At 68.6% G+C, this 22,122-nt stretch carries 20 protein-coding genes, 2 tRNA genes and 1 riboswitch; of the genes, 10 read left to right on the top strand and 12 right to left on the bottom strand.

Features of this window, described 5'->3' with window-relative positions:
* The first annotated feature begins 45 nt into the window (after positions 1–45).
* The 6 genes from B0684_RS06025 to B0684_RS06000 all read left to right on the top strand — a co-directional run bounded on the left by B0684_RS06025 (position 46) and on the right by B0684_RS06000 (position 9,034).
* Entirely contained in the window at positions 46–1,059 is a 1,014-nt protein-coding gene (locus B0684_RS06025; protein ID WP_018650329.1) for a MerR family transcriptional regulator, read from the top strand.
* Positions 1,060–1,098: 39 nt separating this feature from the next.
* A complete protein-coding gene (locus tag B0684_RS06020; protein ID WP_018650330.1) occupies positions 1,099–2,652 on the top strand; it encodes a cryptochrome/photolyase family protein in 1,554 nt (517 codons plus the stop codon).
* The gene (locus B0684_RS06015; RefSeq protein WP_018650331.1) at positions 2,652–4,058 is read left to right on the top strand and encodes a cryptochrome/photolyase family protein; all 1,407 of its coding nucleotides are present in this window, start codon (positions 2,652–2,654) and stop codon (positions 4,056–4,058) included. The genes B0684_RS06020 and B0684_RS06015 overlap by 1 nt, the downstream gene beginning before the upstream one ends.
* 17 nt (positions 4,059–4,075) lie before the next feature.
* Positions 4,076–4,339, top strand: a complete 264-nt coding sequence (locus B0684_RS06010) for a hypothetical protein (RefSeq protein WP_018145998.1) — start codon at positions 4,076–4,078, stop codon at positions 4,337–4,339.
* Between the two features lie 174 nt (positions 4,340–4,513).
* Positions 4,514–5,005 (top strand): DsrE family protein, encoded by a 492-nt coding sequence (locus tag B0684_RS06005; protein ID WP_018169493.1) that lies wholly within the window; start codon positions 4,514–4,516, stop codon positions 5,003–5,005.
* A 153-nt stretch (positions 5,006–5,158) separates the two neighbouring features.
* A complete protein-coding gene (locus B0684_RS06000) occupies positions 5,159–9,034 on the top strand; it encodes an AAA family ATPase (RefSeq protein ID WP_018650332.1) in 3,876 nt (1,291 codons plus the stop codon).
* Between the two features lie 105 nt (positions 9,035–9,139).
* Here the strand turns inward: B0684_RS06000 and B0684_RS05995 are convergent.
* From B0684_RS05995 to gltX, 4 genes are all read right to left on the bottom strand, one after another.
* Positions 9,140–9,215: transfer RNA gene (locus B0684_RS05995), tRNA-Glu, on the bottom strand.
* A gap of 31 nt (positions 9,216–9,246) precedes the next feature.
* Positions 9,247–9,471, bottom strand: coding sequence for a hypothetical protein (locus B0684_RS05990; protein WP_019568239.1), 225 nt, complete (start codon positions 9,469–9,471; stop codon positions 9,247–9,249).
* 24 nt (positions 9,472–9,495) lie between these two features.
* Positions 9,496–9,571, bottom strand: a tRNA-Ala gene (locus B0684_RS05985).
* A gap of 42 nt (positions 9,572–9,613) precedes the next feature.
* Positions 9,614–11,020 (bottom strand): glutamate--tRNA ligase, encoded by a 1,407-nt coding sequence (gene gltX, locus B0684_RS05980; RefSeq protein WP_018169491.1) that lies wholly within the window; start codon positions 11,018–11,020, stop codon positions 9,614–9,616.
* A gap of 142 nt (positions 11,021–11,162) precedes the next feature.
* On the opposite strand from gltX, the gene B0684_RS05975 reads away from it, so the two are divergent.
* The gene (locus tag B0684_RS05975) at positions 11,163–11,612 is read left to right on the top strand and encodes a DUF4399 domain-containing protein (protein WP_018169490.1); all 450 of its coding nucleotides are present in this window, start codon (positions 11,163–11,165) and stop codon (positions 11,610–11,612) included.
* A gap of 64 nt (positions 11,613–11,676) precedes the next feature.
* On the opposite strand, the gene B0684_RS05970 is transcribed toward B0684_RS05975, so the two are convergent.
* Entirely contained in the window at positions 11,677–12,681 is a 1,005-nt protein-coding gene (locus B0684_RS05970) for a cytochrome-c peroxidase (RefSeq protein WP_018169489.1), read from the bottom strand.
* A 187-nt stretch (positions 12,682–12,868) separates the two neighbouring features.
* Positions 12,869–13,103, top strand: a riboswitch (cobalamin riboswitch).
* Positions 13,104–13,284: 181 nt separating this feature from the next.
* On the opposite strand from B0684_RS05970, the gene B0684_RS05965 reads away from it, so the two are divergent.
* Positions 13,285–14,400: a porin gene (locus B0684_RS05965; protein ID WP_018650333.1), complete on the top strand. Its 1,116-nt coding sequence runs from the start codon at positions 13,285–13,287 to the stop codon at positions 14,398–14,400.
* A gap of 34 nt (positions 14,401–14,434) precedes the next feature.
* Positions 14,435–14,998: a cytochrome c gene (locus tag B0684_RS05960; protein WP_018169486.1), complete on the top strand. Its 564-nt coding sequence runs from the start codon at positions 14,435–14,437 to the stop codon at positions 14,996–14,998.
* 267 nt (positions 14,999–15,265) lie between these two features.
* Here B0684_RS05960 and cobM read toward each other — a convergent pair whose 3' ends face one another.
* The 3 genes from cobM to B0684_RS05945 are packed head-to-tail and all read right to left on the bottom strand — an operon-like array spanning position 15,266 to position 17,723.
* The gene (gene cobM / locus B0684_RS05955) at positions 15,266–16,030 is read right to left on the bottom strand and encodes a precorrin-4 C(11)-methyltransferase (RefSeq protein ID WP_018169485.1); all 765 of its coding nucleotides are present in this window, start codon (positions 16,028–16,030) and stop codon (positions 15,266–15,268) included.
* Entirely contained in the window at positions 16,027–16,449 is a 423-nt protein-coding gene (locus B0684_RS05950) for a cobalamin biosynthesis protein (RefSeq protein ID WP_018169484.1), read from the bottom strand. The genes cobM and B0684_RS05950 overlap by 4 nt, the downstream gene beginning before the upstream one ends.
* Positions 16,450–16,478: 29 nt before the next feature.
* Complete coding sequence (locus tag B0684_RS05945) at positions 16,479–17,723, bottom strand: bifunctional cobalt-precorrin-7 (C(5))-methyltransferase/cobalt-precorrin-6B (C(15))-methyltransferase (protein WP_026305950.1); 1,245 nt, start codon at positions 17,721–17,723, stop codon at positions 16,479–16,481.
* Between the two features lie 4 nt (positions 17,724–17,727).
* Between B0684_RS05945 and B0684_RS05940 the strand changes: the two genes are divergently transcribed.
* The gene (locus B0684_RS05940; protein ID WP_018169482.1) at positions 17,728–18,528 is read left to right on the top strand and encodes a cobalt-precorrin-6A reductase; all 801 of its coding nucleotides are present in this window, start codon (positions 17,728–17,730) and stop codon (positions 18,526–18,528) included.
* A gap of 13 nt (positions 18,529–18,541) precedes the next feature.
* On the opposite strand, the gene cobJ is transcribed toward B0684_RS05940, so the two are convergent.
* From cobJ to cobG, 4 genes are read right to left on the bottom strand one after another with little or no spacing between them, the layout of a single operon-like run.
* On the bottom strand, positions 18,542–19,327 hold the full coding sequence (gene cobJ / locus B0684_RS05935) for a precorrin-3B C(17)-methyltransferase (protein ID WP_018169481.1): 786 nt from the start codon (positions 19,325–19,327) through the stop codon (positions 18,542–18,544).
* Positions 19,324–20,079 (bottom strand): precorrin-2 C(20)-methyltransferase, encoded by a 756-nt coding sequence (locus B0684_RS05930; protein ID WP_018169480.1) that lies wholly within the window; start codon positions 20,077–20,079, stop codon positions 19,324–19,326. The genes cobJ and B0684_RS05930 overlap by 4 nt, the downstream gene beginning before the upstream one ends.
* Positions 20,076–20,729: a precorrin-8X methylmutase gene (locus B0684_RS05925; protein ID WP_018169479.1), complete on the bottom strand. Its 654-nt coding sequence runs from the start codon at positions 20,727–20,729 to the stop codon at positions 20,076–20,078. The genes B0684_RS05930 and B0684_RS05925 overlap by 4 nt, the downstream gene beginning before the upstream one ends.
* Positions 20,726–22,120, bottom strand: coding sequence for a precorrin-3B synthase (gene cobG, locus B0684_RS05920; RefSeq protein ID WP_018169478.1), 1,395 nt, complete (start codon positions 22,118–22,120; stop codon positions 20,726–20,728). Before cobG ends, B0684_RS05925 begins: the two co-directional genes overlap by 4 nt.
* Positions 22,121–22,122: the final 2 nt, after the last annotated feature.

Here is a 22,122-nt window from a genome sequence, read left to right as displayed (position 1 = left end):
GCGGATCGCATCGTGCATCACGCCCCTTGTACATGCGATGTACAAATGTCGTACAATTATTTCATGGCGAGCGCGACGCACATCGAACTTCAAGACGAAGAAGGGTTGTACCCGATCCGCCACGTGTGCGCGGAGACAGGTATCAACGACGTCACCCTGCGAGCCTGGGAGCGCCGCTACGGGCTGATCCGGCCGATGCGCACACCCAAGGGACACAGGCTCTACAGCCTGAGTGACATCGCCCGCATCAAACGGATCATGGAACTGCCCGAACAGGGCATCCCGGTCTCGCAAGTCCATCGCGTGCTGAATGACGAGTCCGCACACAGCACCGCCAGGGCCGAATCACCCGAAGCCGAAGGCACCCGGACCCAGGCCACCGGCGAGCGCGAACGCCGCTCCAGCCCCGGCCCCGGGATCGCCCCCCACACCACGGATCCGATCGCCGAGGCTCTGTATGCCTCGGTGGCCAACCTGGATGCCGACCAGCTGGATCGAATCTACACCCGGCTGGTCATGCGGCACGGCTGGGACGGCGTACATGAGAGCGCCTTTCCCGAGGTCTATCGCCGCCTGCGCGAGGAATCCCGCCACAGTGCCGAGGGCGAGGTTCGCCTGGCCATCTTCGCCGCCTGGGCCACCGCGGCCTTCGCCGATCAGTTGCGCTCGGCCACACGGGCCTGCGACGAGCCGTCCTACCCCTGCCTGGTGCTGGGCGGCGGCCACCAGCAGGTTGGCGGCATGCTGCTGCAGCTCGCCTGCGCACGCCGCGGCATGAAGACCCTGCCCCTGTTCGATGCCACCAGTCCCGAGGGCCTTGATACGCTGATCCGTCGCCTGCGCGCGCCGGCAATGATCATCCATGGCTCCTCGCAGCTGATGCGCAGCCCCGAGCTTCCGCGGGTGGAGGCGATCCTCAAGCAGGCCGGCCCGCCCTGCTATCTCGCCGGCTCGGCCGCCCTCGAGCTGTCGCAGATGGAACACGGTCGCGAGATCGAGGTCCTGCCCGGACCTCCGCTGGAGGCCGCCGCTCGCCTCTCGCGCCACCTGCCCGAATAACCTCGCTCCACCCGCGCCGGCCCCGTGCCCGATTCCGCCTTGCCCGTGGCCGTGCGCACCCTTCTGGTCGTGCTCGGCGACCAGCTGGCCCCGGACCACCCGGGTCTGCAGGGACTGGACCCGACGCGGGATCGCCTGTGGATGGCCGAAGTGGCCGAAGAATCCCGACATGCCCCGTCGCATATCGCGCGGACCGCGCTGTTCCTGTCGGCGATGCGTCACTTCGCCAAGGAGCGCCGGGATGACGGCTTTTCCGTCCATTATTGCCACCTCGGCGAACGCCCCGAGCAGGCCCTGAACGACGCCCTGCGCGCCGACCTCGAACACCTCCAACCGCAACACGTGCGCGTATTGCAGCCGGGCGAACACCGCGTGCTGCGCCAGCTTCAGGCCGCCTGCGCCGACCAGGCGATCCCGCTCGAGGTCCTGGACGATCCGCATTTCCTGGTCCCGCTGGACGCTTTTCACCAATGGGCCAAGGGCCGCAAGCAGCTGCGCATGGAGTATTTCTACCGCGAGCAGCGAAAAGCCCTGGGCGTGCTGATGAACGGCGACGAGCCCGCCGGTGGACAATGGAATTTCGACGCCGACAACCGCGGGCATTTCGGGCGTGACGGCCCCGGCCTGCTGCCGCCACCCCTGTCCTTTCCGCCGGACGCGCTCACCCGTGAGTGCCTGGGCGACATCGCCCGGCATCTCCCGGACCTGCCAGGACAGGCCGACGACTTCGACTGGCCAGTCACCGCGCAGCAGGCACAACAGGCGCTGGACGACTTCATCCAGCACCGCCTGCCCGCCTTCGGCACCTATCAGGACGCGATGTGGACTGACCAGCCCTGGCTCTACCACGCCCGCCTGTCCACCGCCCTCAACCTGCACCTGATCCATCCGCGCACGGTGATCGACGCCGCGGAACAGGCCTGGCGCGATGGCCATGCCCCGCTGCCCGCGGTCGAGGGCTTCATCCGCCAGATTCTCGGCTGGCGCGAATACGTGCGCGGGCTGTACTTCCATTTTGGCGAGGCCTGGCACGAGTGGAATGCCCTGGAGGCCGACCAGCCGCTCCCCGCCCTCTACTGGGACGCCAAGACCTCCATGCAGTGCCTGCACCAGGCCGTCGGCCAGACCCTGCAACTGGGCTACGCCCACCACATCCAGCGGCTGATGGTCACCGGCTTGTTCGCCCAGCTGCTTGGCGTGCGCCCTGCCGCGATCCATGCCTGGTACCTGGGCATCTACGTCGATGCCGTGGAATGGGTGGAGCTCCCCAACGTGGTCGGCATGTCGCAGTACGCCGACGATGGGCGCATGGCCTCCAAGCCCTACGTGGCCACGGGGCGCTACATCCAGCGCATGAGCAACTACTGCGCGCACTGCCCGTTCGACCCGGACGAGGCCCTGGGCGACAAGGCCTGTCCGTTTACCACGCTGTACTGGGACTTCCTCGACCGCCACCGCGACCGCTTCGCCCGGCATCCGCGCACCGCGCTGCAGTGGAAGCACGTCGAAAAGATGGACCCCGAACGCCTGCAAGCCATCCGCGACCGGGCCGGAGAACTCCGCAAGACTCTCGCCCAGGGAGACCGCATCTGATGCAAAGCCCCGGCCCCACCCTCGTCTGGCTGCGCCGCGACCTGCGCCTGACCGACCAGCCCGCGCTGCAGGCCGCCTGCGAACGCGGCGGCCCGGTGATCCCCGTGTTCATCCACGCCCCGGAGGAAGAGGCCCCATGGCAGCCAGGTGCCGCATCCAACTGGTGGCTGCACCACAGCATCAACGCGCTGGACCACGACCTGCGTGCGCAGGGCTCGCGCCTGACCCTGCGTGCCGGTCCCAGCCTCGACACCCTGCGGGCCCTGGTCCGCGAGACCGGCGCCACCGCCGTCTACTGGAACCGGCTGTACGATCCCGCCATCGTCCTGCGCGATCCGGACATCAAGGCCGGGCTGCGCGCCGACGGCATCGAAGTACACAGCTTCAATGCCCACCTGCTGATCGAGCCCTGGGAGGTCGCGACCGGCCAGGGCCGCCCCTACAAGGTCTTCAGCCCGTTCTGGAAGGCCTGCCTGCAACGCGGGATCGACCGCGCCCCGCTGCCCGCACCCGCCGATCTCCCGCGACCCGAGGCCTGGCCCGACTCGCTCCGTCCCGAACAGCTGGGGCTCCTGCCCGCGATCGACTGGGCCGGCGGCCTGCGCGCCACCTGGGCCCCAGGCGAGACCGCGGCCCGGGAGCGCCTGGAAGCGTTCCTCGACAACGCCGTGCGCGCCTACGCCGAGGGCCGCGACCGCCCGGATCAGGACGGGACCTCGCGCCTGTCGCCGCATCTGCACTTCGGCGAGATCTCGCCGCGCCAGATCCTGCGCGCGCTGCGCCAGGCCGGGCTGCACCCGGACAGCGGCGGCCCCGAGGCCTTCGTTCGTGAACTCGGCTGGCGCGATTTTGCCCATCACGTGCTCTACCACTTCCCGCACACCCCGGAGCAACCGCTCAACCCACGCTTCGAGGCGTTCCCCTGGCGCCAAGCCGATCGCGACCTGCGGGCCTGGCAGCGCGGCGAGACCGGGCTTCCGATTATCGACGCCGCGATGCAGCAGTTGTGGGAGACCGGCTGGATGCACAACCGCCTGCGCATGGTGGTCGCGTCCTTCCTGACCAAGAACCTGCGCCTGCACTGGCAGCACGGGGCCCACTGGTTCTGGGACACCCTGGTGGACGCCGATCTCGCCGCCAACACCCTGGGCTGGCAATGGGCCGGCGGCTGCGGTGCCGATGCCGCGCCCTACTTCCGCGTCTTCAACCCGCAAACCCAGGGCGAACGCCACGACCCCGACGGCACCTTCGTGCGCCGCTTCGTCCCCGTGCTCCAGGATGTCGAAACGCGGTATATTCACGCGCCAGGCGCCGGCGGTGCGCGCGGCTATCCGGCCCCGATCGTGGACCTGAAAGCCAGCCGCCAGGCCGCACTCGAGGCCTTCGAGGCCGTAAAAAACCACTGACCCAGACAGGCCCAACCATGACCTTTTCCGAACAGAATCTGTACTACCCGAAGAATGTCAGCTACAACTTCAGCCGCTACGACGAGACCACTCCCGTGCGTGTGACCCACGACGGCAAGCGCTTTGTTGGCCAGTTGCTGAACTGCGTGGCCCCCTTCCGCATCCGTGTCACCGAGGAAATCACGGGCCCGGGCGCCTCGCGCTTTACCCCGGTCCGAGAAATCGAGATCCAGAGCCTCGACGGCGTGGAATACCTGCACAAGGGCCACCACGGCCACTGAGCGGCATGTAAAGGCCGGACCGCTTTCCCGATCCGGCCTTCCATCACTCCCCTGACGTTCGTACCCGGAACCCTGCATCGCAGAATCGGGGAAAACACCGATGCATGTCATTCATGCAGTGTTTCCCTGGCCTGCTACCCTTGAGACAGGACATTCGCAAAAGGGACGAACGCCATGCAACGCCTTCTCGCCTCCTTCCTGGTGTGCACCCTGCTGATCCCCGGCCTGGCACTCGCTGACAAGCCCGGCGACCAGCGCGCCATCGCCGGCATGGACACGGGACGCATCCTCTGGGACATCACCATTGCCGAACCGGAACGCCTGATTGCCCGCCTCAGCGTGATCCGCGAGACCTATGACGACATGCAGCGCCAGGGCCTGGAGCCGGAAATGGTCTTCGCCTTCCGTGGTGGAGCGGCCGGCCTGATCGCCCGCTCCACCGATCACCTGGATCTCGAGGACGTCTCCGCGGTGCGCCATATCCATGAGCGCCTGGAGGGCTTGCTGGAACTGGATGGCATTCACATGGAGGCCTGCAACATCGCCACGCGGCGCTTCGAGCTCGAACCAGACGACCTATTGCCCGGCATCCACATGGTCGGCAATACTTTCCTGTCGATTATGGGTTACGAGCATCAGGGCTACGCGACCATACGCATCGACTAACCCCGACCGCGGAATGCCGTTACAATCGAGTCGGGCGGACATTCGGTCGGCCCCGGGACCGCGCCGTAGGCACGGTCACCGGGTCATTTGACCGGGTCACGAATGGCAGCGAAAGACTGCCGAAGAAGACGAGGGGAGGCCTCTTTGGCGCATATGGAAATCACGACCTTCGGGACCGTTGGTGTACGCGTGGAGGACCGTGACATACCCGCACTTTCCGGGACCAAGCTCGGCCTGCTCCTGACCTATGTGGCCGCCGAGAGCCCCCGGCGCATCCCGCGCGAGGAACTGGCCCGCCTGTTCTGGCCGGATCTGGACGCCGACAGTGCCCGGGTCAACCTGCGTCAGGGGCTGTTTCAGCTGCGGCGCCAGCTCCCCGCCGGGGACCCGCCCCTGCTCGACACTACGCCCCGCTATGTGCGTTTCCAGCCACAACCGGGATCGTGCATCGACTTCCTCACCCTGCATCGCGCCCGCGCCGAACGCCGCACCGTCGAGGGCCGCGAGACGACCGCCCCACCTGCCGAGCGTACCCGCGCCGAGCGACGCACCGCCGAAAGCCGCGCAGCCACCGCCGCACATCCGAACCTGGCGATCGTCTGCGACTACCGCGGGCACTTCCTCGAGGGCCTGCGCGCCCTGCAGGACCTCCCGGAACTGTCCGCCTGGGCCCAGGCCCAGCGCGACCATCACTGGCAAAATCTGCTCGTCTTCATCACCCACAACCTCGTCGCACTGGCCAAGCCCAACGAGGGCGAGCCGCTGCTCGCCGAGCTGCACCGTCTGCTGGCGATGGAGCCACACGACGAGACCCTGCACCACCTCTTGATGAAGGCCCTTGCAGCCAGTGGTCATCCGAAGCGCGCGCTCGATCACTATGCCCATCTCGAGGCCGAGGCCGGCAAGGCGCCCGGCGAACTCCTGGCGCGCACGCGCGAGGAAATCCTCGGCGCCGAACGCGCCGAGGCCAGCAGCCAGCACGTCAACACCGAGGAGGCCGAACCGGCCATCCTGCGCCCCGAACGTCGGCGGGTCACCGTCGTGGCCTGCCATGTCCAGCCCGACGCGGAAGCCGACATCGAGATCCAGCAGCAGCAGGTGAACCGCGCCCTGGAACACGTCGACTTCGTCCTGCTGAGGCATCATGGCCATGTGGTGCCCTCCCCCGGACACGGCCTGCTGGCTTATTTCGGCTACCCGGCCGGTCGCGAAGAGGCCACCGTCGACGCCGTGCACGCCGCCTGGCAAGCGCTGGAGACCGCCCCCGCCGACTGTCAGCTGCGTCTGGCCGTGGATACCGACCTGATCGTCACCGGTGCCGACCCTGACCTGCCCGATCCGACCGGCCAGCTCACCGCCCGCGTCCACGACTGCGCGCAGCACGCCGATCCCGGGACCCTGCGCGTCAGCGCACCGACCTACGCCCGTGTCTCGGGGTACTTCAGCTTCCGCGAGGCAGAGGACGCCACCGGTGCCTACCTCGTCACCGGCGACCCCGGCCCGCTGGACCGGGTGGATGCACAGAGCCTGCGCGACCTGACGCCCCTGACCGGGCGGGGTCAGGAACTGCAACAGCTTCGGGGACACTGGGACCAGGTCCTGGAGAGCGGCGAGGTCCGCTTCGTGCTGGTCCAGGGTGAGGCCGGGCTGGGCAAGAGCCGGCTTGCCCGGGGTCTCGACCAGCAAGTCCGCGGGCAGGCTCGCTCACGCTACCTGCTCAAGTGCCGCGAGGATCGCACCCGGCAGCTCCTGGCGCCCGTACGCCAGGCCTTCGCCACCTGGATGGGACACGATAGCCTGCGCGAGGCCCGCCAGCGCCGCCTCGAAGGCGCCCTCAAGACCGTGGGCACACCCCCCGAACTCGCACCACGCCTCGCCCATTGGCTGACCCACCCGGAAGCCGACGGCCCCGAGAGCCTTGCCCACGAGGGGCTGGACCGCGACCGCATTATCGACACCCTGGTCGAACTGGTCCACCGACGGGCGGCCCATGGTCCGACACTGCTCATCTGCGACGACCTGCACTGGATGGACTCGGGTACATCGGAGTTCCTGCGGCGGCTGTACCAGCGCCTGCATCACCGACCGATCATGGCCATCCTGACGGCGCGCATGAGCTTCCGCTCGTCGTGGCGCGACCTTTCCCTTGAGCACGTCCGCCTGCTTGGCCTGGACGCGGCCGCCGCGCACGATCTGGTGGACCGCCTGGACCCCAACGGACGCTTGGCGAGCGGTCTGCGCGAGCAGCTGATCGAACGCGGCGAAGGCGTCCCCCTGTTTCTCGAGGAACTGACGCGTTACGCCCTCGAGGCCGCCCGCACCGGCCAGCTGCCGGACACCCTGCCGCCAGGGCTCTCCAATCTTCTGGTCGCGCGTCTGGAACAGCTCGGCAGTGCCCGCGAACTGGCCCATTCCGCCGCAGTCATCGGGCGCGACTTCGATACCCGAATCCTCAGCCGCCTGCGCGGCCAGCCCGCCGATACCATCCGCCGCCAGCTGACGCGCCTGACCGGGAAGGGTTTCATCGAACCCGCCGGCATGGTGGATGGTGTGCGCTATCGCTTCCGCCACGTCCTGTTCCGCCAGGCAGCCTACGAATCGATGCTGCTGAGCGACCGCACCCGTCTGCACGGCCAGCTGGCCGACTTGATGCAGGAAGACGGCGAGCATGGGATGCAGACCGCCGACTGGGGCCGCATCGCCAACCACCTTTACCACGCCGGTCGCTATCCGGAAGCCGTAAACGCCTGGCTGCAGGCCGGCGAAGCCGCCTTCGCCCGCGGCATCCTGCCCGAGGCCTCGCACTACTTCGAGGACGCGCTGGACTGCCTGGAGCGCCACCCAGAGGCCCACGCGAGCGGCGATCCGGCGACCCACGAACATGACACCCTGCGCGCCCTGGGCGGCCTGGGGGCCTCCAACCTGGCCCTGCTGGGCTACGGTTCGCGCACGGTCAACGACATCTTCGAACGCGCCATGCGCCTGACCGCCCCGGAACAGGACCCGGTGCAGTACTTCCGCGTCCTCTGGGGCCTGTGGCACGGCGCCGGCTCCTGGCATGGATTCCAGGAGGCCCATCGCCTCGCCGCGGAGATGGAGCAACTGGCCGAGCGCTCCGGCGACCGCCTGCTGCGGATCGCGGCCCATTATGTCCAGGGCAACACCCACTTCTGGACCGGCCGCTTCGGCGAGGCGCTGGAACACCAGACGCGGGCGGTCAAGCTCTATCGCGACGCCGACCACGCAACCCTGGTGGCGCGCCATACTGAAAACCCGGCCATCAGCGCCCGGGGCTTCATGGCCTGGACGTTGCTCCATCTGGGAAATCACGCGCGCGCCTGGACCGAAATGGATGCCGCGTGCAAACAGGCAGACCAGCTCGGCCATCGGCCCACCGAGGCCTTCGTGCATGCCTTCCGCTCGGTACTCGGTTTCTACTCCAGCGATCCGGAATCCGCGCTGCCCGCAGCGCGCCACGCGCTCTCCATCGCCCGCGAGTACGACTACCCACTGTGGCGCGCCGCCGGCATCACCCTCGAGAGTTGGGCCCTGGCCCGGCAGGGCCAAGCCGATGCCTACCAGGCCATCGAACAGCAGGTCGAGGCGATGCGCCACATCATGGATGGCGTCAACACCATCTTCCAGCTCATCCTGCTGGACGCCCTGGAAGCCAGCGACATCGCGCCCGAACAGCGCCTGGCGATGGCCGACGAGGCGCTTGCAGGCTGTCGCAAGCGCGGCGACCTCGCCTTCGAACCGGCCATCCGCCGGTTGCGCGCCGTCGCCCTGCTCGCCAACAGCGACGGGAAAGACGACAACGGCTGGCAGGAACTGGAAAGCGCGCGCCGCATCGCCCACGAACAGGGCAACCCCAACATCGAACGCCAGGCCCTGCTCGATTACGCCCGATTCGCCAGCGACCCCCAGGTGCAATCCTGGGCCGAACGCGAACTCTCGCGTATTAACCACTGCATCATCCCGCGCCCGCACCCCGACGAACCCCGCCAGCGCGATCCCCGCCTCGCCTGACATCAGCCGCCGGGACAAGCGCCCGGCGGCCAAGGCGCTACCGGTGTGATCCCAACACCACAAAAGAAAAGGCCCGAACCTTGCGGTTCGGGCCTTTTCGGGATATGGCGTCCCCACGGGGATTCGAACCCCGGTCGCCGCCGTGAAAGGGCGGTGTCCTAGGCCTCTAGACGATGGGGACGTAGAGGCAACGTCTTCTTCTTACTTCCGTCTTACTCGGGTGGGCCCTTGGGCCGGTCTTCCTCGCTACCTGGTGCGCGATGCAGAAGCGTCGTCACCAGACCGTTGAACACCAGCAAAAACCCGACCGGCACCAGCGCGATGAGGGGCTTCGACCAGGTCTGTTCCCCGGTGAGCATCAGCCCGAATCCGCCGATCAATCCGATCACTGCCAGCACCAATCCAACGTAGAGCGATATGACTCCAAAACGATGCATTAATGAACTCGCAGTACCCCTGAGTGGTGGAGCCAGGCGGGATCGAACCGCCGACCTCCTGCATGCCATGCAGGCGCTCTCCCAGCTGAGCTATGGCCCCGTGTCAGGCGAGCGCGTACTGTAGCCAGCACCCCCAAATGTGTCAACCCGCTGCGGCGGAAATTTTCTGCAACGCACGGTCGATACGGGCCAGAACGCGCTCGCGACCAATGAGCACCAACGTGTCATCGATGGGCGGGGACACCGTGCCGCCGGTAAGGGCCACACGCAAGGGCTGCGCCACCTTGCCGAGCTTGAGCTCCAGACGCTCGCCGGTGTGCACCACCACCTCGTGCAGCGCCTCCTTCTCCCACGCCCCGAGAGCGCTGAAGCCATCGTGCAGGGTTTGCAGCACGGGCTGCGCCTCGGCGGTCAGCTGCTTGCGCGCCGCCTTCTCGTCGTAGTCCTCGAACTCGCGATAGAAATACACGCTGTTCTCGGCCATCTCGCGCAGGGTACGCGCCCGTTCGCGCTGCGCGATGACCACGTCGCGCAGTTCCGGCCCTTCGGAGGGATCGATCCCCAGCTGCCCCAGGTGCCAGCCCAGTTCCAGCGCGACGTGGTCCGGGTCCAGCGTCTTGATGTAATGCTGGTTCAGCCACAGGAGCTTGTCCGGGTTGATGGCGGAGGCGGACTGGTTCACGTCCTTGATGTCGAACAGCCGAACCAGTTCGTCCAGTCCGAAGATCTCCTGGTCGCCATGCGCCCAGCCCAGGCGCACCAGATAGTTGAGCAGTGCCTCCGGCAGGTAGCCCTCGTCGCGGTACTGCATGACCGACACCGCGCCGTGGCGTTTGGACAACTTGGCACCATCCGGGCCCATGATCATCGGCAGGTGGCCATAGCGCGGCGGCTCCACGCCCAGCGCCTTGAGGATGTTGATCTGGCGCGGCGTGTTGTTCAGGTGATCGTCGCCGCGCACCACGTGGGTGATGCCCATGTCCATGTCGTCGACCACCACCGTCAGGTTGTAGGTCGGCGAGCCATCCGAGCGGGCGATGATGAGGTCATCCAGCTCGTGATTCTGGAACGCGACCTTCCCGCGCACCATGTCGTCAACGACCGTCACGCCCTCGTCCGGCGTACGAAAGCGAATGACTGGCTCCACGCCCTCGCGCGGCTCGGTACGGGCGCGGCAGCGACCGTCGTAGCGCGGCTTCTCCTTGCGCGCCTTTTGCTCCTCGCGCATCGCGTCCAGCTCTTCCTTCGAGCAGTAGCAGCGGTAGGCATGCCCGGCGGCCATCAGCTGATCGATCACTTCCCGGTACCGGTCGAAGCGCTCGGTCTGATAGAACGGGCCCTGATCGTAAGTCAGACCCAGCCAGTTCATGCCTTCCAGGATCGCGTTCACCGACTCCGCAGTGCTGCGCTCGAGATCGGTGTCCTCGATGCGGAGCACGAAGTCGCCGCCGTGATGACGGGTGTACAACCAGGAGAACAATGCGGTGCGGGCACCACCAATGTGCAGATAACCGGTGGGACTGGGGGCAAAACGGGTACGGAAACTCATGCGCGGGACACTCGATTACGGGTAGTGAGCAAAGGCGCCTAGGGTAGCAGAACGCTACAGGGCGATAACCCGGCAGCCCGGTTTCCGCCGGCTATACTCGAGACAGGCCAACACACGGGCCCTATCGCCCGAAGGAGTCGTGATGAAATCCGTTTCGCTCACCCGCCTCGCGACCATCGCTCTGGTCACTGGAGGATTCGCCCTGGCCGCAAGCAGTGCGGCCAGCACGGACCGCGTTCCAGCGCCCGAAGGGGCCGAGGTGTACTTCATCAGCCCGCAGGATGGCGACACCGTCGAAAGTCCCGTGCGGATCCAGATGGGCCTGCGCGGCATGGGCGTGGCCCCGGCCGGCGTCGAGGCCGACAACACCGGGCATCACCACCTGCTGGTGAACCAGCCGCTGGACGAGGTCGACCTGGATGCCTCGCTCCCCTTCTCCGACCACAAGCGCCACTTCGGAGGCGGTCAGACCGAAGGCGAGATCGAACTGGAGCCGGGTACTCACACCCTGCAATTGCTCTTCATGGACTACCGCCACCTCAGCTTCGACCCGCCAGTGACCTCCGACAGGATCACCATCACCGTCGAATAGGCGGCACAAAAAAGCCCCCTCCGGACCCGGAGGGGGCTTGTCATCGCCAGTGGCAACCGGTCGCTTACGGCAGTGACGGGATCTCGAACTGCGGCATGTCACCGGTCAGCGCGTGCATGAAGGCCTCCAGGTCCGCGACTTCATCGTCGCTAAACTCCATGCCCAGCATCTCCTGCCCCATGATGCGGATCGCCTCGTCCAGCGTCGCGGTCTCGCCGTTGTTCATGTAGGGGTAGGTCAGGGCCACGTTGCGCAGGGTCGGGGTCTTGAAGGCAAAGCGATCACTCTCCTCCCCGGTCACCAGGTAACGGCCCTCGTCTTCCGACCCCGGCACCTGGATGCGATGGAAGTGGCTGTCGGTGAGTGCCGGGCCACGGTGGCAGGCGACGCAGCCGTTATCCGCGAACAGCTTCATGCCGCGCATTTGCTGCTCGCTCATCGCGCCCTCGTCCCCAACCAGCCAGCGGTCCAGCGGCGAGTTCGGGGTGTTCAGCGTGCGCTGGAAGGTCGCCAGCGCATGGGCCACGTGATCGGCATTGATCACGTTGTCACCGTCATAGTCCGGATAGGCGGCCTGGAACTTCTCCTGGTACTCGTTGAACTCTTCCAGACGCTCGATTGCGTCCTCCAGCGGCATCGCCATCTCGATCGCGTCCTGGATCGGACCCAGAGCCTGGCCTTCCAGGTCGTCCTCGCGGCCATCCCAGAACTGCGCCGTGAAGAAGCCGGAGTTCAGCACCGTCGGGGTGTTGCGCTCGCCGACCTGGCCATCATGCCCCACCGCGCGCGGGATACGGTCCGCCCAGCCCAGCGCAGGGTTGTGGCAGGTCGCGCAGGAGATCACGCCCGAACTGGAGATGCGCGGTTCGAAGAACAGCATCTTGCCCAGTTCGATCTTCTCCTCCGTCATCGAATTGTCCGCCGGGATCGGCGGCAGCGCCGGCAGCGGCTCGAACACGTCGCGGTACTGCGAATAGTCCGTATCGGCCAGCGCAGGCGCCGAGGCCCCGAACGCGATCGCCGCACAGGCGGCGATCGCCGTGATGCGGAATCCGGAAAGTGTCTTCATGGCAGGTCTCCTTGAAGGGGAACATCAGGGCGGACCGATATAGACTCGGTCCAGATCCCATGAAACCCACCCTATCGACGCGGAAAACCGGACGCGATCAAAAACGAGCGTTCCGTTGATCCAGATCAAAGGATACCCCCGCCATCCCGCCTCAACGCGCCCTTGACCCTCAAACGGAGGCACCGTAGGGTCCGCCTTGACTTCAGGTGCCCCGGCCTGTGTTGGCCGGGGATAATCGGGAAGCCGGTGCGCGAACTCTCGTTCGCAAGCCCGGCACTGCCCCCGCAACGGTAGGCGGAGTTGGGCGGATCCAATGCCACTGCGGCGCATCCCCAGGATGCCCGCGGGAAGGCGATCCGCATCTGGATGCAGCGCGCATCCACTCTGCGAGTCCGGAGACCGGCCTGGAGGACACCGACGCCGCGGTGGGCGGCCGGGCGGGCCAGGACCGGCGTGCTCATCGATCGGCCCTCCCCTGCTCCCAGCCCATCCTGTGGCGTCGTTTCATCCACGGCGTGCGGGGTCGCGCGCCAGGGAAACACATGACCCATGTGCGCGAACGGGCACATGGGTCATGTGTTTCCTTAGGGGAGCACCACAACAATGAACGATACCCATCTCCGACCGGGGCGACATGCCATCCCGGTCCTGGCCACCCTGTATCTGATGACGGCCGCGAGCATCGCTCCGGCTCAGGCCAACTTCGAGTTCGGCGACGCGGAAGACGGCCTGCAGGTGACACTGGATCCGCTGATCCAGGGCCGCTACAGCTACGCCCGTGCCCCGGACGGTTCCACTAGCGAGTTCGACTTCCGCCGCGCTTGGCTGGACACCCAGGGGACTCTGTTCCACCCAGATCTTCGCTTTCGCCTGCAGCCGGATTTCAGCAGCGGCGAACTCTCGATGCGCGACATCTGGATGCAGTACGCGTTCCGCGACAATCTGGGCCTGCGCCTCGGCCAGTTCACCGTACCCTTCGGACTGCCGCGCGACATCGGCGGACCCAACCGCCTGTTTACCGAACTCAGCGTGCCGGGCAACCAGTTCGAGGTCCCCGCCGGGCGCGATACCGGCGTGACCCTACTGGGCGGTGACGGCGAAGCCTGGGCCTGGGCCGCCGGGGTGTTCGACGGCCGTGGCCGTCTGGACCAGCGTGACGACCGCCCCGCCACCTCCGGCCACCTGTTCAGTGCCCGCGGGGCCTGGGCACCGGTCGGCGAGATCCCGCGCGACAACACTACCCTCGGCCGCGCCGTGGAGCGCACCGTGGCGCTGGGCGCCGGCCTTCAGGCAGCGGACCGCAACCACCTGCGCGACTGGAGCCGCGGACTGGAAGATACGGTGGACCGCCAGCGGGCCGACTGGGTCACCGCCACCGCCGACGCGGTGATCAAGTTCGGCCACACCTCGCTCTCGCTGGCCGCGTTCCGCCGCGACGTCTCCCCGAACCATGCGTCGTCCTATCACGACCTCGGTGCCGAGCTCGAACTCGCGCAGTCGCTGCCGGTGGACGGGCTGGAGGTGGCGGCGCGCCACGCGGTGCTGCGCCACGACGCCGGCGACGACCTGGAAGGCGACGAGCGCTGGCAGCGCGAATGGGGCGCCGGGCTCAACTGGTACCACCGGGGCCAGCGGCAAAAGACCCAGCTCATGTGGCTGGACCGCGACGCCGACCGCTCGGACTGGGAACTGCACCTGCAGCACCAGTTCCGCTTCTGACCCGCCACGGCTGACGCGAACAGGGAGAGCCACCATGAATCGAACGAAATCCATCCGGCGGTCGCTGACGACCGGCCTCCCGCTGGCCCTGCTGCTCGCATCGGCGGGGACCACGGGCGCCGAAGAGATCACCGTCCCGATGCCGGGCCCCTGGGGCGAAGGCTACGAAGAAACCCTGGACGACCCGGCCAGCGTGGACGCCACCGAGGCCTTCCAGCGCTTCCGCCAGCAGAGCATGCGGGGCACCTCGGCCACCTACCGCAGCATCGAGCAGATCCTGCGCTATGACGCGCCGTTCGCCGAGCGTCTGCCCGATCTGGCCGACGAGCTGGCACGGCGGGCCGCCGACATCGAAACCTGGTTCGACCGCGAGACACCAGCGCGGGACGGCGATCCAGGAGCCCTGCCCGCCGCCTGGGCGGACCCAGACTTCGCCGAGTACAAGGCGTCCTACCGCCAGGCCGCCGAACGGCTGCAGCGGAAGGTGGAGACGGCCGACGACCTGGCGGACGAGGCCTTCCAGCTGCGCGCCACCAAGGCCCTGAACAGCGTGCGCCACCAGTGCCTCGCCTGCCACGACAATTACCGCCGCCGCTGAACCACGCGGAAACGGGGCGTCCCCCGAGCCCCTTTTCCGGGGCAGGGCACGCCCCGTTTCCGGCGGCCCCTTTCCTGATCCTGATTAGCACGAATCCACCGCGCGCTTCATATGCCGAAACGGCCTTGCCCGCGAACACGGCGGCGGGCTTCGGCAAGCGCCGCATTCGCGCACAAGCGCGCTCCTGCAGGGCTGCGGGTTGCGCTGGGGGAAGGGACCTCTGCAGAGCTTCAGTGCTAATCAGGCCCTTGACTGGGTACCCGACGATCAGTCGTTGTCCATGCCGCGATAACGCCGCACATGCGCCGGGTCGTACAGGGCACTATCGCGGAAATCCCCCGGATCCAGCGCCGGCCCCACCAGGATCAGCGCCGAGCGCCGCGTGGTCAGCTGCGTTGCCCGCTCCACGATATTGCCCAGCGAGCCCCGCACCACCGTCTCGTCCGGCCAGCTGGCACGGAAGACGATCGCCACCGGACAGTCACAGCCATAGTGCGGACGCAGGTCCGCGACCACGGCCTCGATATTGTGCAGGGACAGGTGGATCGCCAGGGTTGCCCCGGTCGCAGCGAAGGCCGCCAGCCGTTCGCGTTCCGGCATCGACGAGGCCCGCCCCGGCGTCCGCGTCAGCACCACCGACTGCGCCACCTCCGGCACGGTCAGCTCGCGCCCCAGGGTCGCGGCCGCAGCGGAGAATGCCGGGACCCCCGGGGTAATCGTGTAATCGATCCCGGCCGCCTCCAGACGGCGGATCTGCTCGCCCAGCGCGCTGTACACCGACAGGTCCCCGGAGTGCAGTCGCGCCACGTCCTGACCCGCCGCGTGGGCGCGCTGGATCTCGTCCATGATCGCGTCCAGCGTCAGCGGCGCGGTATTCACGATGTGCGCGCCTTCCGGAGCATGCTCCAGCACCGCCTCCGGCACCAGCGAACCCGCGTACAGGCATACCGGACAGGCCGCGATACGATCCCGCCCGCGCAGCGTCAGCAGATCCGCCGCGCCCGGGCCCGCCCCGACAAAATGAACCGTCATGATGACTCCTTGAATACGTGATGGGTATCGACCCGGGCCACCGCGCAACTGGCCCGCGCGGACAGACGCCGCGGCAGCAGCAGACGCGCGCCCTCGCCGGCCACCGCCAGCGCCGCCGCCTCGGCCACCGACCCGACCCCGGCGGTTGTACGCGCCCGCGCCGACTCCGTAAGCACTTCCTCGTCGCAGTCCACCAGCGCAGACGCAGACGGAAATACGAGTTCCAGCTCCAGCTCCCGCGCCACCGACGCCAGCATGGGGCTGTCGCTCTTGTGCGCCGGTGCCGCCAGATGCCGGATCGCGATCGGCTCGACGCGCGCCGCATCCAGCACGGCGCGAACCTCGGCCAGTACCTCGCGGATCAGGCCCTCCAGCTCCCGGGCCGTACAGGCGGAGGCGAAGCCGACGCCGGGCACCACCCGGTCGGGCGCCCCGTCCGTTGCCTCACTCAACTCCGACGCAGGGACCACAGGGTCACCGGCCGCAGCGGTTTCCAGCCCGACATCGTACCCAGCGGTTCCGCACGGCTCACGTTGATGCGCGTCAGCTCACCACCATGGCGCTCGCGCGCCGCTGCCAGCACGGCATCGCCCTCGACCGTCACGCTGTTGGCAACCAGGCGCCCGCCCATGCGCAGGCTCTCCACACAGTGCTCCACCAGCCCCGGGGTGGTCAGGCCGCCGCCGATGAAGATCGCGTCAGGAGGCGCCAGGCCGTCCAGCGCCTCTGGCGCCCGCCCGGGGATGCATTGCAGGGCCGGAACACCCAGGGCGCGCGCATTGCGCGCGATGCGTTCCAGCCGCTCCGCGCGCGGCTCGATGGCCAGGGTGTGGTTGGCCGGATCCGCCAGCATCCACTCGATGCCGATGGAACCGGAGCCGGCGCCGATGTCCCACAGGCACTCGCCGCGCCCGGGCGCCAGCAGAGCCAGTGTCACCGCACGGACCTCGCGCTTGGTGATCTGCCCGTCCTGTTCGAACTGCGCCTCCGGTCGGCCGGCGCTGGCCGCGATCACCGGGGCCGTCGGGGCCACCGGGGAGGCGCGACATTCCAGCGCGATCGTGTTCAGCGGATCCACCTCGCGAGCGCCCCAGTCCGCCGCCGTGGTCGCGCCAATGCGCTCCCGGGCCCCGCCCAACTGCTCCAGGACCGTCAGGGCCGAGGCCCCGAAACCCAGGTCATTGAGCCAATGGGCCAGCTCGCCGGGGGTCTCGCCGTCGCGGCTCAGGATCAGCAGCCGCGCGCCGTCGTGCAGCCAAGGGCGCAGCGCTTCCAGCGGGCGCCCGTGGACCGACAGGCAGCGGGTCTCCTGTAACGGCCAGCCCATCCGCGCGGCGGCCAGGCTGAATGCCGAGGGCGCCGGAAACACCCGGGTGGCCGCCACCGGGAAACGCCGCATCAACGTCGCGCCCACCCCGAACCAGAACGGGTCGCCACTGGCGAGCACGCACAGCGGCTGCCCCGCCCGGGCCTCGATCCAGTCGAGGGCGGTCTCCAGCGGCGAGGGCCACACCAGACGTTCCTGCCCTGGCTGCTCCGGCACCATCTCCAGATGCCGTGCACCCCCGATCACCGTGGTCGCCTGCGCCACGGCCGCACGGGCCTCCGGCGCCAGTCCGGACAGACCGTCCGCACCGACCCCGACGATGTGCAACCATGGCGTCCCGCCCGGCTGCGTCGCTACACTTGGCATCCCCATGACCTCCCGTTCACCCCTTTCCAACGACGCCCGGCCACCGCGCCCGCGGCATGTCCTCCTGCTGGGCGGCACCACCGAGGCCGCGGCCCTGGAGCCGCTGCTGGACGGCCACCCGCGGCTGCAGTCCACCGTCTCGCTGGCTGGGCGCACCCGGAAACCGGGCCCGTCGCGGCTGCCACGGCGCACGGGCGGTTTCGGCGGTGCCGAGGGCCTTGCCGCCTGGCTGCACGAACACGCGGTCGACGCCCTGGTGGATGCAACCCACCCCTTCGCGCGGCAGATCTCGGCCAACGCCGTCGCGGCCGCGCGCCAGACCGGCATCCCGCTGGCGCGCCTGACCCGACCGTCGTGGGAGGCCGGAGCGGATGACAGATGGATCCGCGTGTCCGATCTCGCGGCCGCCGGCCGCACGCTGCCGGCACTCGGCCGGCGCGTGCTGCTGACCACCGGCCGCCAGCACCTTGAGGCCTTCGAGGCCGCGCCCGAGCTGGACTATGTCATCCGCACCATCGACCCGCCCGAACCGCCCCCGGCGCTGCCACGAGTCACCTGGATCCATGCCCGGGGCCCATTCACGGCCGAGGACGAGGCGCGCCTGCTGCGGGAACACGCGATCGACGTTCTGGTGACCAAGGACAGCGGCGGCGATGCCACCGCCGCCAAGCTGCAAGCGGCCCGCGAACGGGGCATCCCGGTGGTGATGGTGGAGCGCCCGCCGGACGCCCCCGGAGTGCCACGGTTCCACGCCCCGCAGGCGGTACTCGACTGGCTGGAGGCGCTCCCGGACACCCACGGCTAGAGCGGGTCCCGGCTCATTCCGCCGCCTCGACATAACGCGGGGTGTAGACGTGCCGCCGCCCCGAAGGGCGTTCCAACACGCGGGTGGATGTGGCGCCGACGATCACCAGCGTGCTCATATTCGCCGCCGCCGGGTCCACCTCGCCGAGGGTGGAGATCTGCACGTCTTCGCGTTCGCCACGTCCCACCGCAGTGGCCAGCACCACCAGGGTGTCCGGCCCCTGGACCTCGCGCACGATCCCCAGTGCCTCGCCCAGCTGCCAGGGTCGCGCGCGCGAGATCGGATTGTAGAAGGCCATGGCGAAATCCGCCTCGGCCGCCAGCCGCACCCGGCGCTGGATCAGCGACCAGGGCTTGAGATTGTCCGACAGCGAGATCACGCAGAAATCGTTCCCCAGCGGCGCCCCCAGCCGCGCGGCGGCGGCCTGCATCGCCGAAACCCCGGGGGCCACGTCCACCTCGACGTCCTCCCAGCGCCCCGCCGGTGCCCCTTCCAGGGCCTCGAAGACGGCCGCCGCCATCGCGAATACGCCGGGATCGCCACCGGAAACCACGGCCACGTCCCGCCCCTCGGCGGCCATGTCCAGGGCGTGCGTCGCACGCGCCAGCTCCTCGCGGTTGTCCGAGGCGTGAACACGGTGATGCGCGCACGTAATGCGTTCCAGGTACGGTCCGTACCCCACCAGGTCGGTCGCCGCTTCGAGACGGGCAGCGACCTGCGGCGTAAGCCATTCCGGCCCGGCCGGCCCCACCCCGACCACGCTCAGCCGACCGCGCGGGCGAGCGCCATCCCCGCTCATCGCCGCACCCCTCGCCCGGGAATCACGATCATCGAGAAATAGGGCACCTGCTCCGGGATCGCGGCCAACGGCAGGACCCGCTCCTCCGGCGTGCTCGCGCGTTCCACGTACCAGGCGCGCGCGTCCAGTCCCAGTTCCCGCAGGACCCCAACCACCGCATCGCGCTGGGTTCCGACCTTCATGATGACCGCGGCATCGGTCCCCTGCAGGGCCTGGCGCAGATCGTCGATCGGCATGGTGCCCGGGATCACCGTCAGCAGGTCATCGCGCATGGTCAACGGCGTCGGCAACTGCGCGGCAGAGGCCATCATCGAGGTCACGCCAGGCACGATGCGGGTGGGGAAACGATCCTTCAGCCGCAGGTAGACGTGCATGAAGGAGCCGTAGAAGAACGGGTCCCCCTCGTTCAGCACCACCACCGAACGCCCGGCCTCCAGTTCGGCGGCCAGCTGCTCGGCGGCAGTGTCGAAAAACTGCTCGATGCGGCTGCGATATTCGTCGGAGCCGTGCGGGATCTCGTTGGTCACGGGATATTCCAGCGGCATTTCGCGCTGCCCGGTACCCAGGTGGGCATCCACAATGGCACGCGCCTGGCCGCGGCCGCCCCGGCGACAGAAGTAGGCCACCACCGGGCTCTCCGCAATCAGACGGACGGCCTTCAGCGTCAACAGCTCGGGATCACCGGGACCGGTGCCCACGCCGTACAGACAGCCGGCGTCCGAGGAATCCTGCAGGTTGGGGGATGTCGTCATATCCGGTCACTCGCAAAGGCGTTGATGGCCGCCGCGGCCATGGCACTGCCACCCCGGCGTCCGAAAATGGTCAGGTAATCGAGATTCAGCGGGCTGCTGGCCAGTGCCTCTTTGCTCTCCACCGCGCCGACGAACCCCACCGGGATTCCCAGTACAGCCGCGGGACGTGGCGCGTCCTGGTGCAGCATCTCCAGCAGGTGAAACAGCGCCGTGGGTGCATTGCCAATGGCCACGACCGCGCCATCCAGATGCGGTCGCCAACATTCCAGCGCCGCGGCCGAACGCGTCGTGCCCAGACGCTCGGCGGCCGCCGCCACCCCATCCTCCCGCAGGCTGCAGATCACTGGGTTGTCCGCCGGAAGCCGGGCCCGCGTGACCCCGTGCGCCACCATGTTGCTGTCGCACAGGATCGGCGCGCCGGCGGCCAGCGCATCAATGGCCGCCCGGGCCACCCCGGCGGAAAACCCGACGTCCCGCGGCAGATCAGTCATGCCGCAGGCGTGGATCATGCGCACCACCGCGGGCACCAGGTCCTCCGGAAAGCGGGCTAGATCCGCCTCGGACCGGATAATCGCAAAGGACTCCCGGTAGATGGCCGCCCCGTCGCGGATATAGTCGGGTACGGCCCCGGCCGTATCGCTCTGCGTCATGCTGAATCTCCGTTGTTCATCTTTGCGTTCATCCGCCGGCTCAGTGCCGTGCCCCCCAGCCGTTGCAGGGCCTCGATCCTCGACTCATTCGCGCCACACTCTTCACGGGCAACCGTATCGAGGGCCGCGAGGGCCGGCTCGACCTGCCCGGGTCTCAGCCTCGTCAGGACGGTCTCCCATTGCGCGGGCGCGCGTTGCAGCGACAGGTCGTAGCAACCTTCCCGCGCCGTGAGCAGCACCTGCGCGTTCGCGGGGCGCCCGCAGTGCTTGTCGCAGCCACTGACATGCACATGACCGCCGCCCGCAAGCAACCTGCAGGCGGATACCCCGGCCCTCTCGGCATCCGCCCGCGTGGAGGTACTGCCCGCCGAGCACCCCGCCTGCCCGATACAGGCACTCACCGCCAGGCGCGAATCATCCGGATCGGTCACACCGCCCCACTCGGCGACCCGGGCTGATTCCACCGGTGATGCCCCGGTCACGAGCAGGCTGCGCCACGGTGTCAGCCGCAGGCGTCCGTCGCGCACCCGGATATGTTCGGCCAGCCCGTGCAAGGCCTCCGCGCGCAGGGCCCCGAAGGGAAACGCGATCCCGAAGGCGCGCCCGTTCAGGCACGCCCCCATCCCGGTATCCGCGCATCCGGGCATCCGGGCCGCGACCCAGTCCCCGCCCGGGAGCACGCGCTCCAGCCCTGGCGGGGTCAGCACGCTCGGGCCGAACCGGGCCACGGCACCGGCCACGCGCCCCGGCGGATCCACCTCGCCTTCGCGCAAATCCACGAAGCGTTCGAGCACCGCCAGGGCGACCTCCACGACCTTCTCCGGGCGCGTCCAGCCCAGCACCGTGGCCGTGCGACGGGACGCGCCCACGGCCACCCGAAACCACACCCCTCCCAGCGCCGCACTGGCCTCCAGCCGCAGGTCCGCCGCTACGCCATCCAGCGGCAAACCTCCACCGGCCTCCACCAGCACCCCCACCTTCGGCGGCAGTGCCCGCAGACGCGGGTGTTCCCCCAGCGCCCGCGCGAGGTCCCGCGCGACCGGCTGTACATCCATGGCCGCCTCCGGATCGATGTCCGTCACCGGGGCCACCAGGACATTGCGCACCGCCTCCACCGCGGGATCGCGGTCAGCCAGACCCGCGCGCTCCAGCTCGACACGTGCCGGCTCCAGATCCGCCGTCTCCAGACCGCGCAACTGCAGATTGCCGCGGCTGGTCAGCTCCAGGGCACCGGAACCAAAACGGCGCGCCACCTCCGCGAGGGTCTGCGCCTGCTCCGCATCTAGCCCCCCGATCGGGTGACGCACCCGCATCAGCAAACCGTCCCCGGTGCTCAACGGCGCAGCCACCCCCGGACAGGCCTGGCGCACCCACGGACGATCGGCGCTCATGG

The sequence above is a fragment of the Thioalkalivibrio versutus genome (assembly GCF_001999325.1).
GTDB classification, from domain to species: domain Bacteria; phylum Pseudomonadota; class Gammaproteobacteria; order Ectothiorhodospirales; family Ectothiorhodospiraceae; genus Thioalkalivibrio; species Thioalkalivibrio versutus.
Note: the sequence above shows the minus strand (reverse complement) of the source record. Positions and strands in the feature narration are given on the sequence as shown.

Coding starts and splice junctions, on each gene's coding strand:
- B0684_RS06025 (WP_018650329.1), top strand. CDS start 46: ATGTCGTACAATTATTTCATGGCGAGCGCGACGCACATCGAACTTCAA.
- B0684_RS06015 (WP_018650331.1), top strand. CDS start 2,652: ATGCAAAGCCCCGGCCCCACCCTCGTCTGGCTGCGCCGCGACCTGCGC.
- B0684_RS06010 (WP_018145998.1), top strand. CDS start 4,076: ATGACCTTTTCCGAACAGAATCTGTACTACCCGAAGAATGTCAGCTAC.
- B0684_RS06005 (WP_018169493.1), top strand. CDS start 4,514: ATGCAACGCCTTCTCGCCTCCTTCCTGGTGTGCACCCTGCTGATCCCC.
- B0684_RS06000 (WP_018650332.1), top strand. CDS start 5,159: ATGGAAATCACGACCTTCGGGACCGTTGGTGTACGCGTGGAGGACCGT.
- B0684_RS05990 (WP_019568239.1), bottom strand. CDS start 9,471: ATGCATCGTTTTGGAGTCATATCGCTCTACGTTGGATTGGTGCTGGCA.
- gltX (WP_018169491.1), bottom strand. CDS start 11,020: ATGAGTTTCCGTACCCGTTTTGCCCCCAGTCCCACCGGTTATCTGCAC.
- B0684_RS05975 (WP_018169490.1), top strand. CDS start 11,163: ATGAAATCCGTTTCGCTCACCCGCCTCGCGACCATCGCTCTGGTCACT.
- B0684_RS05970 (WP_018169489.1), bottom strand. CDS start 12,681: ATGAAGACACTTTCCGGATTCCGCATCACGGCGATCGCCGCCTGTGCG.
- B0684_RS05965 (WP_018650333.1), top strand. CDS start 13,285: ATGAACGATACCCATCTCCGACCGGGGCGACATGCCATCCCGGTCCTG.
- B0684_RS05960 (WP_018169486.1), top strand. CDS start 14,435: ATGAATCGAACGAAATCCATCCGGCGGTCGCTGACGACCGGCCTCCCG.
- cobM (WP_018169485.1), bottom strand. CDS start 16,030: ATGACGGTTCATTTTGTCGGGGCGGGCCCGGGCGCGGCGGATCTGCTG.
- B0684_RS05945 (WP_026305950.1), bottom strand. CDS start 17,723: ATGCCAAGTGTAGCGACGCAGCCGGGCGGGACGCCATGGTTGCACATC.
- B0684_RS05940 (WP_018169482.1), top strand. CDS start 17,728: ATGACCTCCCGTTCACCCCTTTCCAACGACGCCCGGCCACCGCGCCCG.
- cobJ (WP_018169481.1), bottom strand. CDS start 19,327: ATGAGCGGGGATGGCGCTCGCCCGCGCGGTCGGCTGAGCGTGGTCGGG.
- B0684_RS05930 (WP_018169480.1), bottom strand. CDS start 20,079: ATGACGACATCCCCCAACCTGCAGGATTCCTCGGACGCCGGCTGTCTG.
- B0684_RS05925 (WP_018169479.1), bottom strand. CDS start 20,729: ATGACGCAGAGCGATACGGCCGGGGCCGTACCCGACTATATCCGCGAC.
- cobG (WP_018169478.1), bottom strand. CDS start 22,120: ATGAGCGCCGATCGTCCGTGGGTGCGCCAGGCCTGTCCGGGGGTGGCT.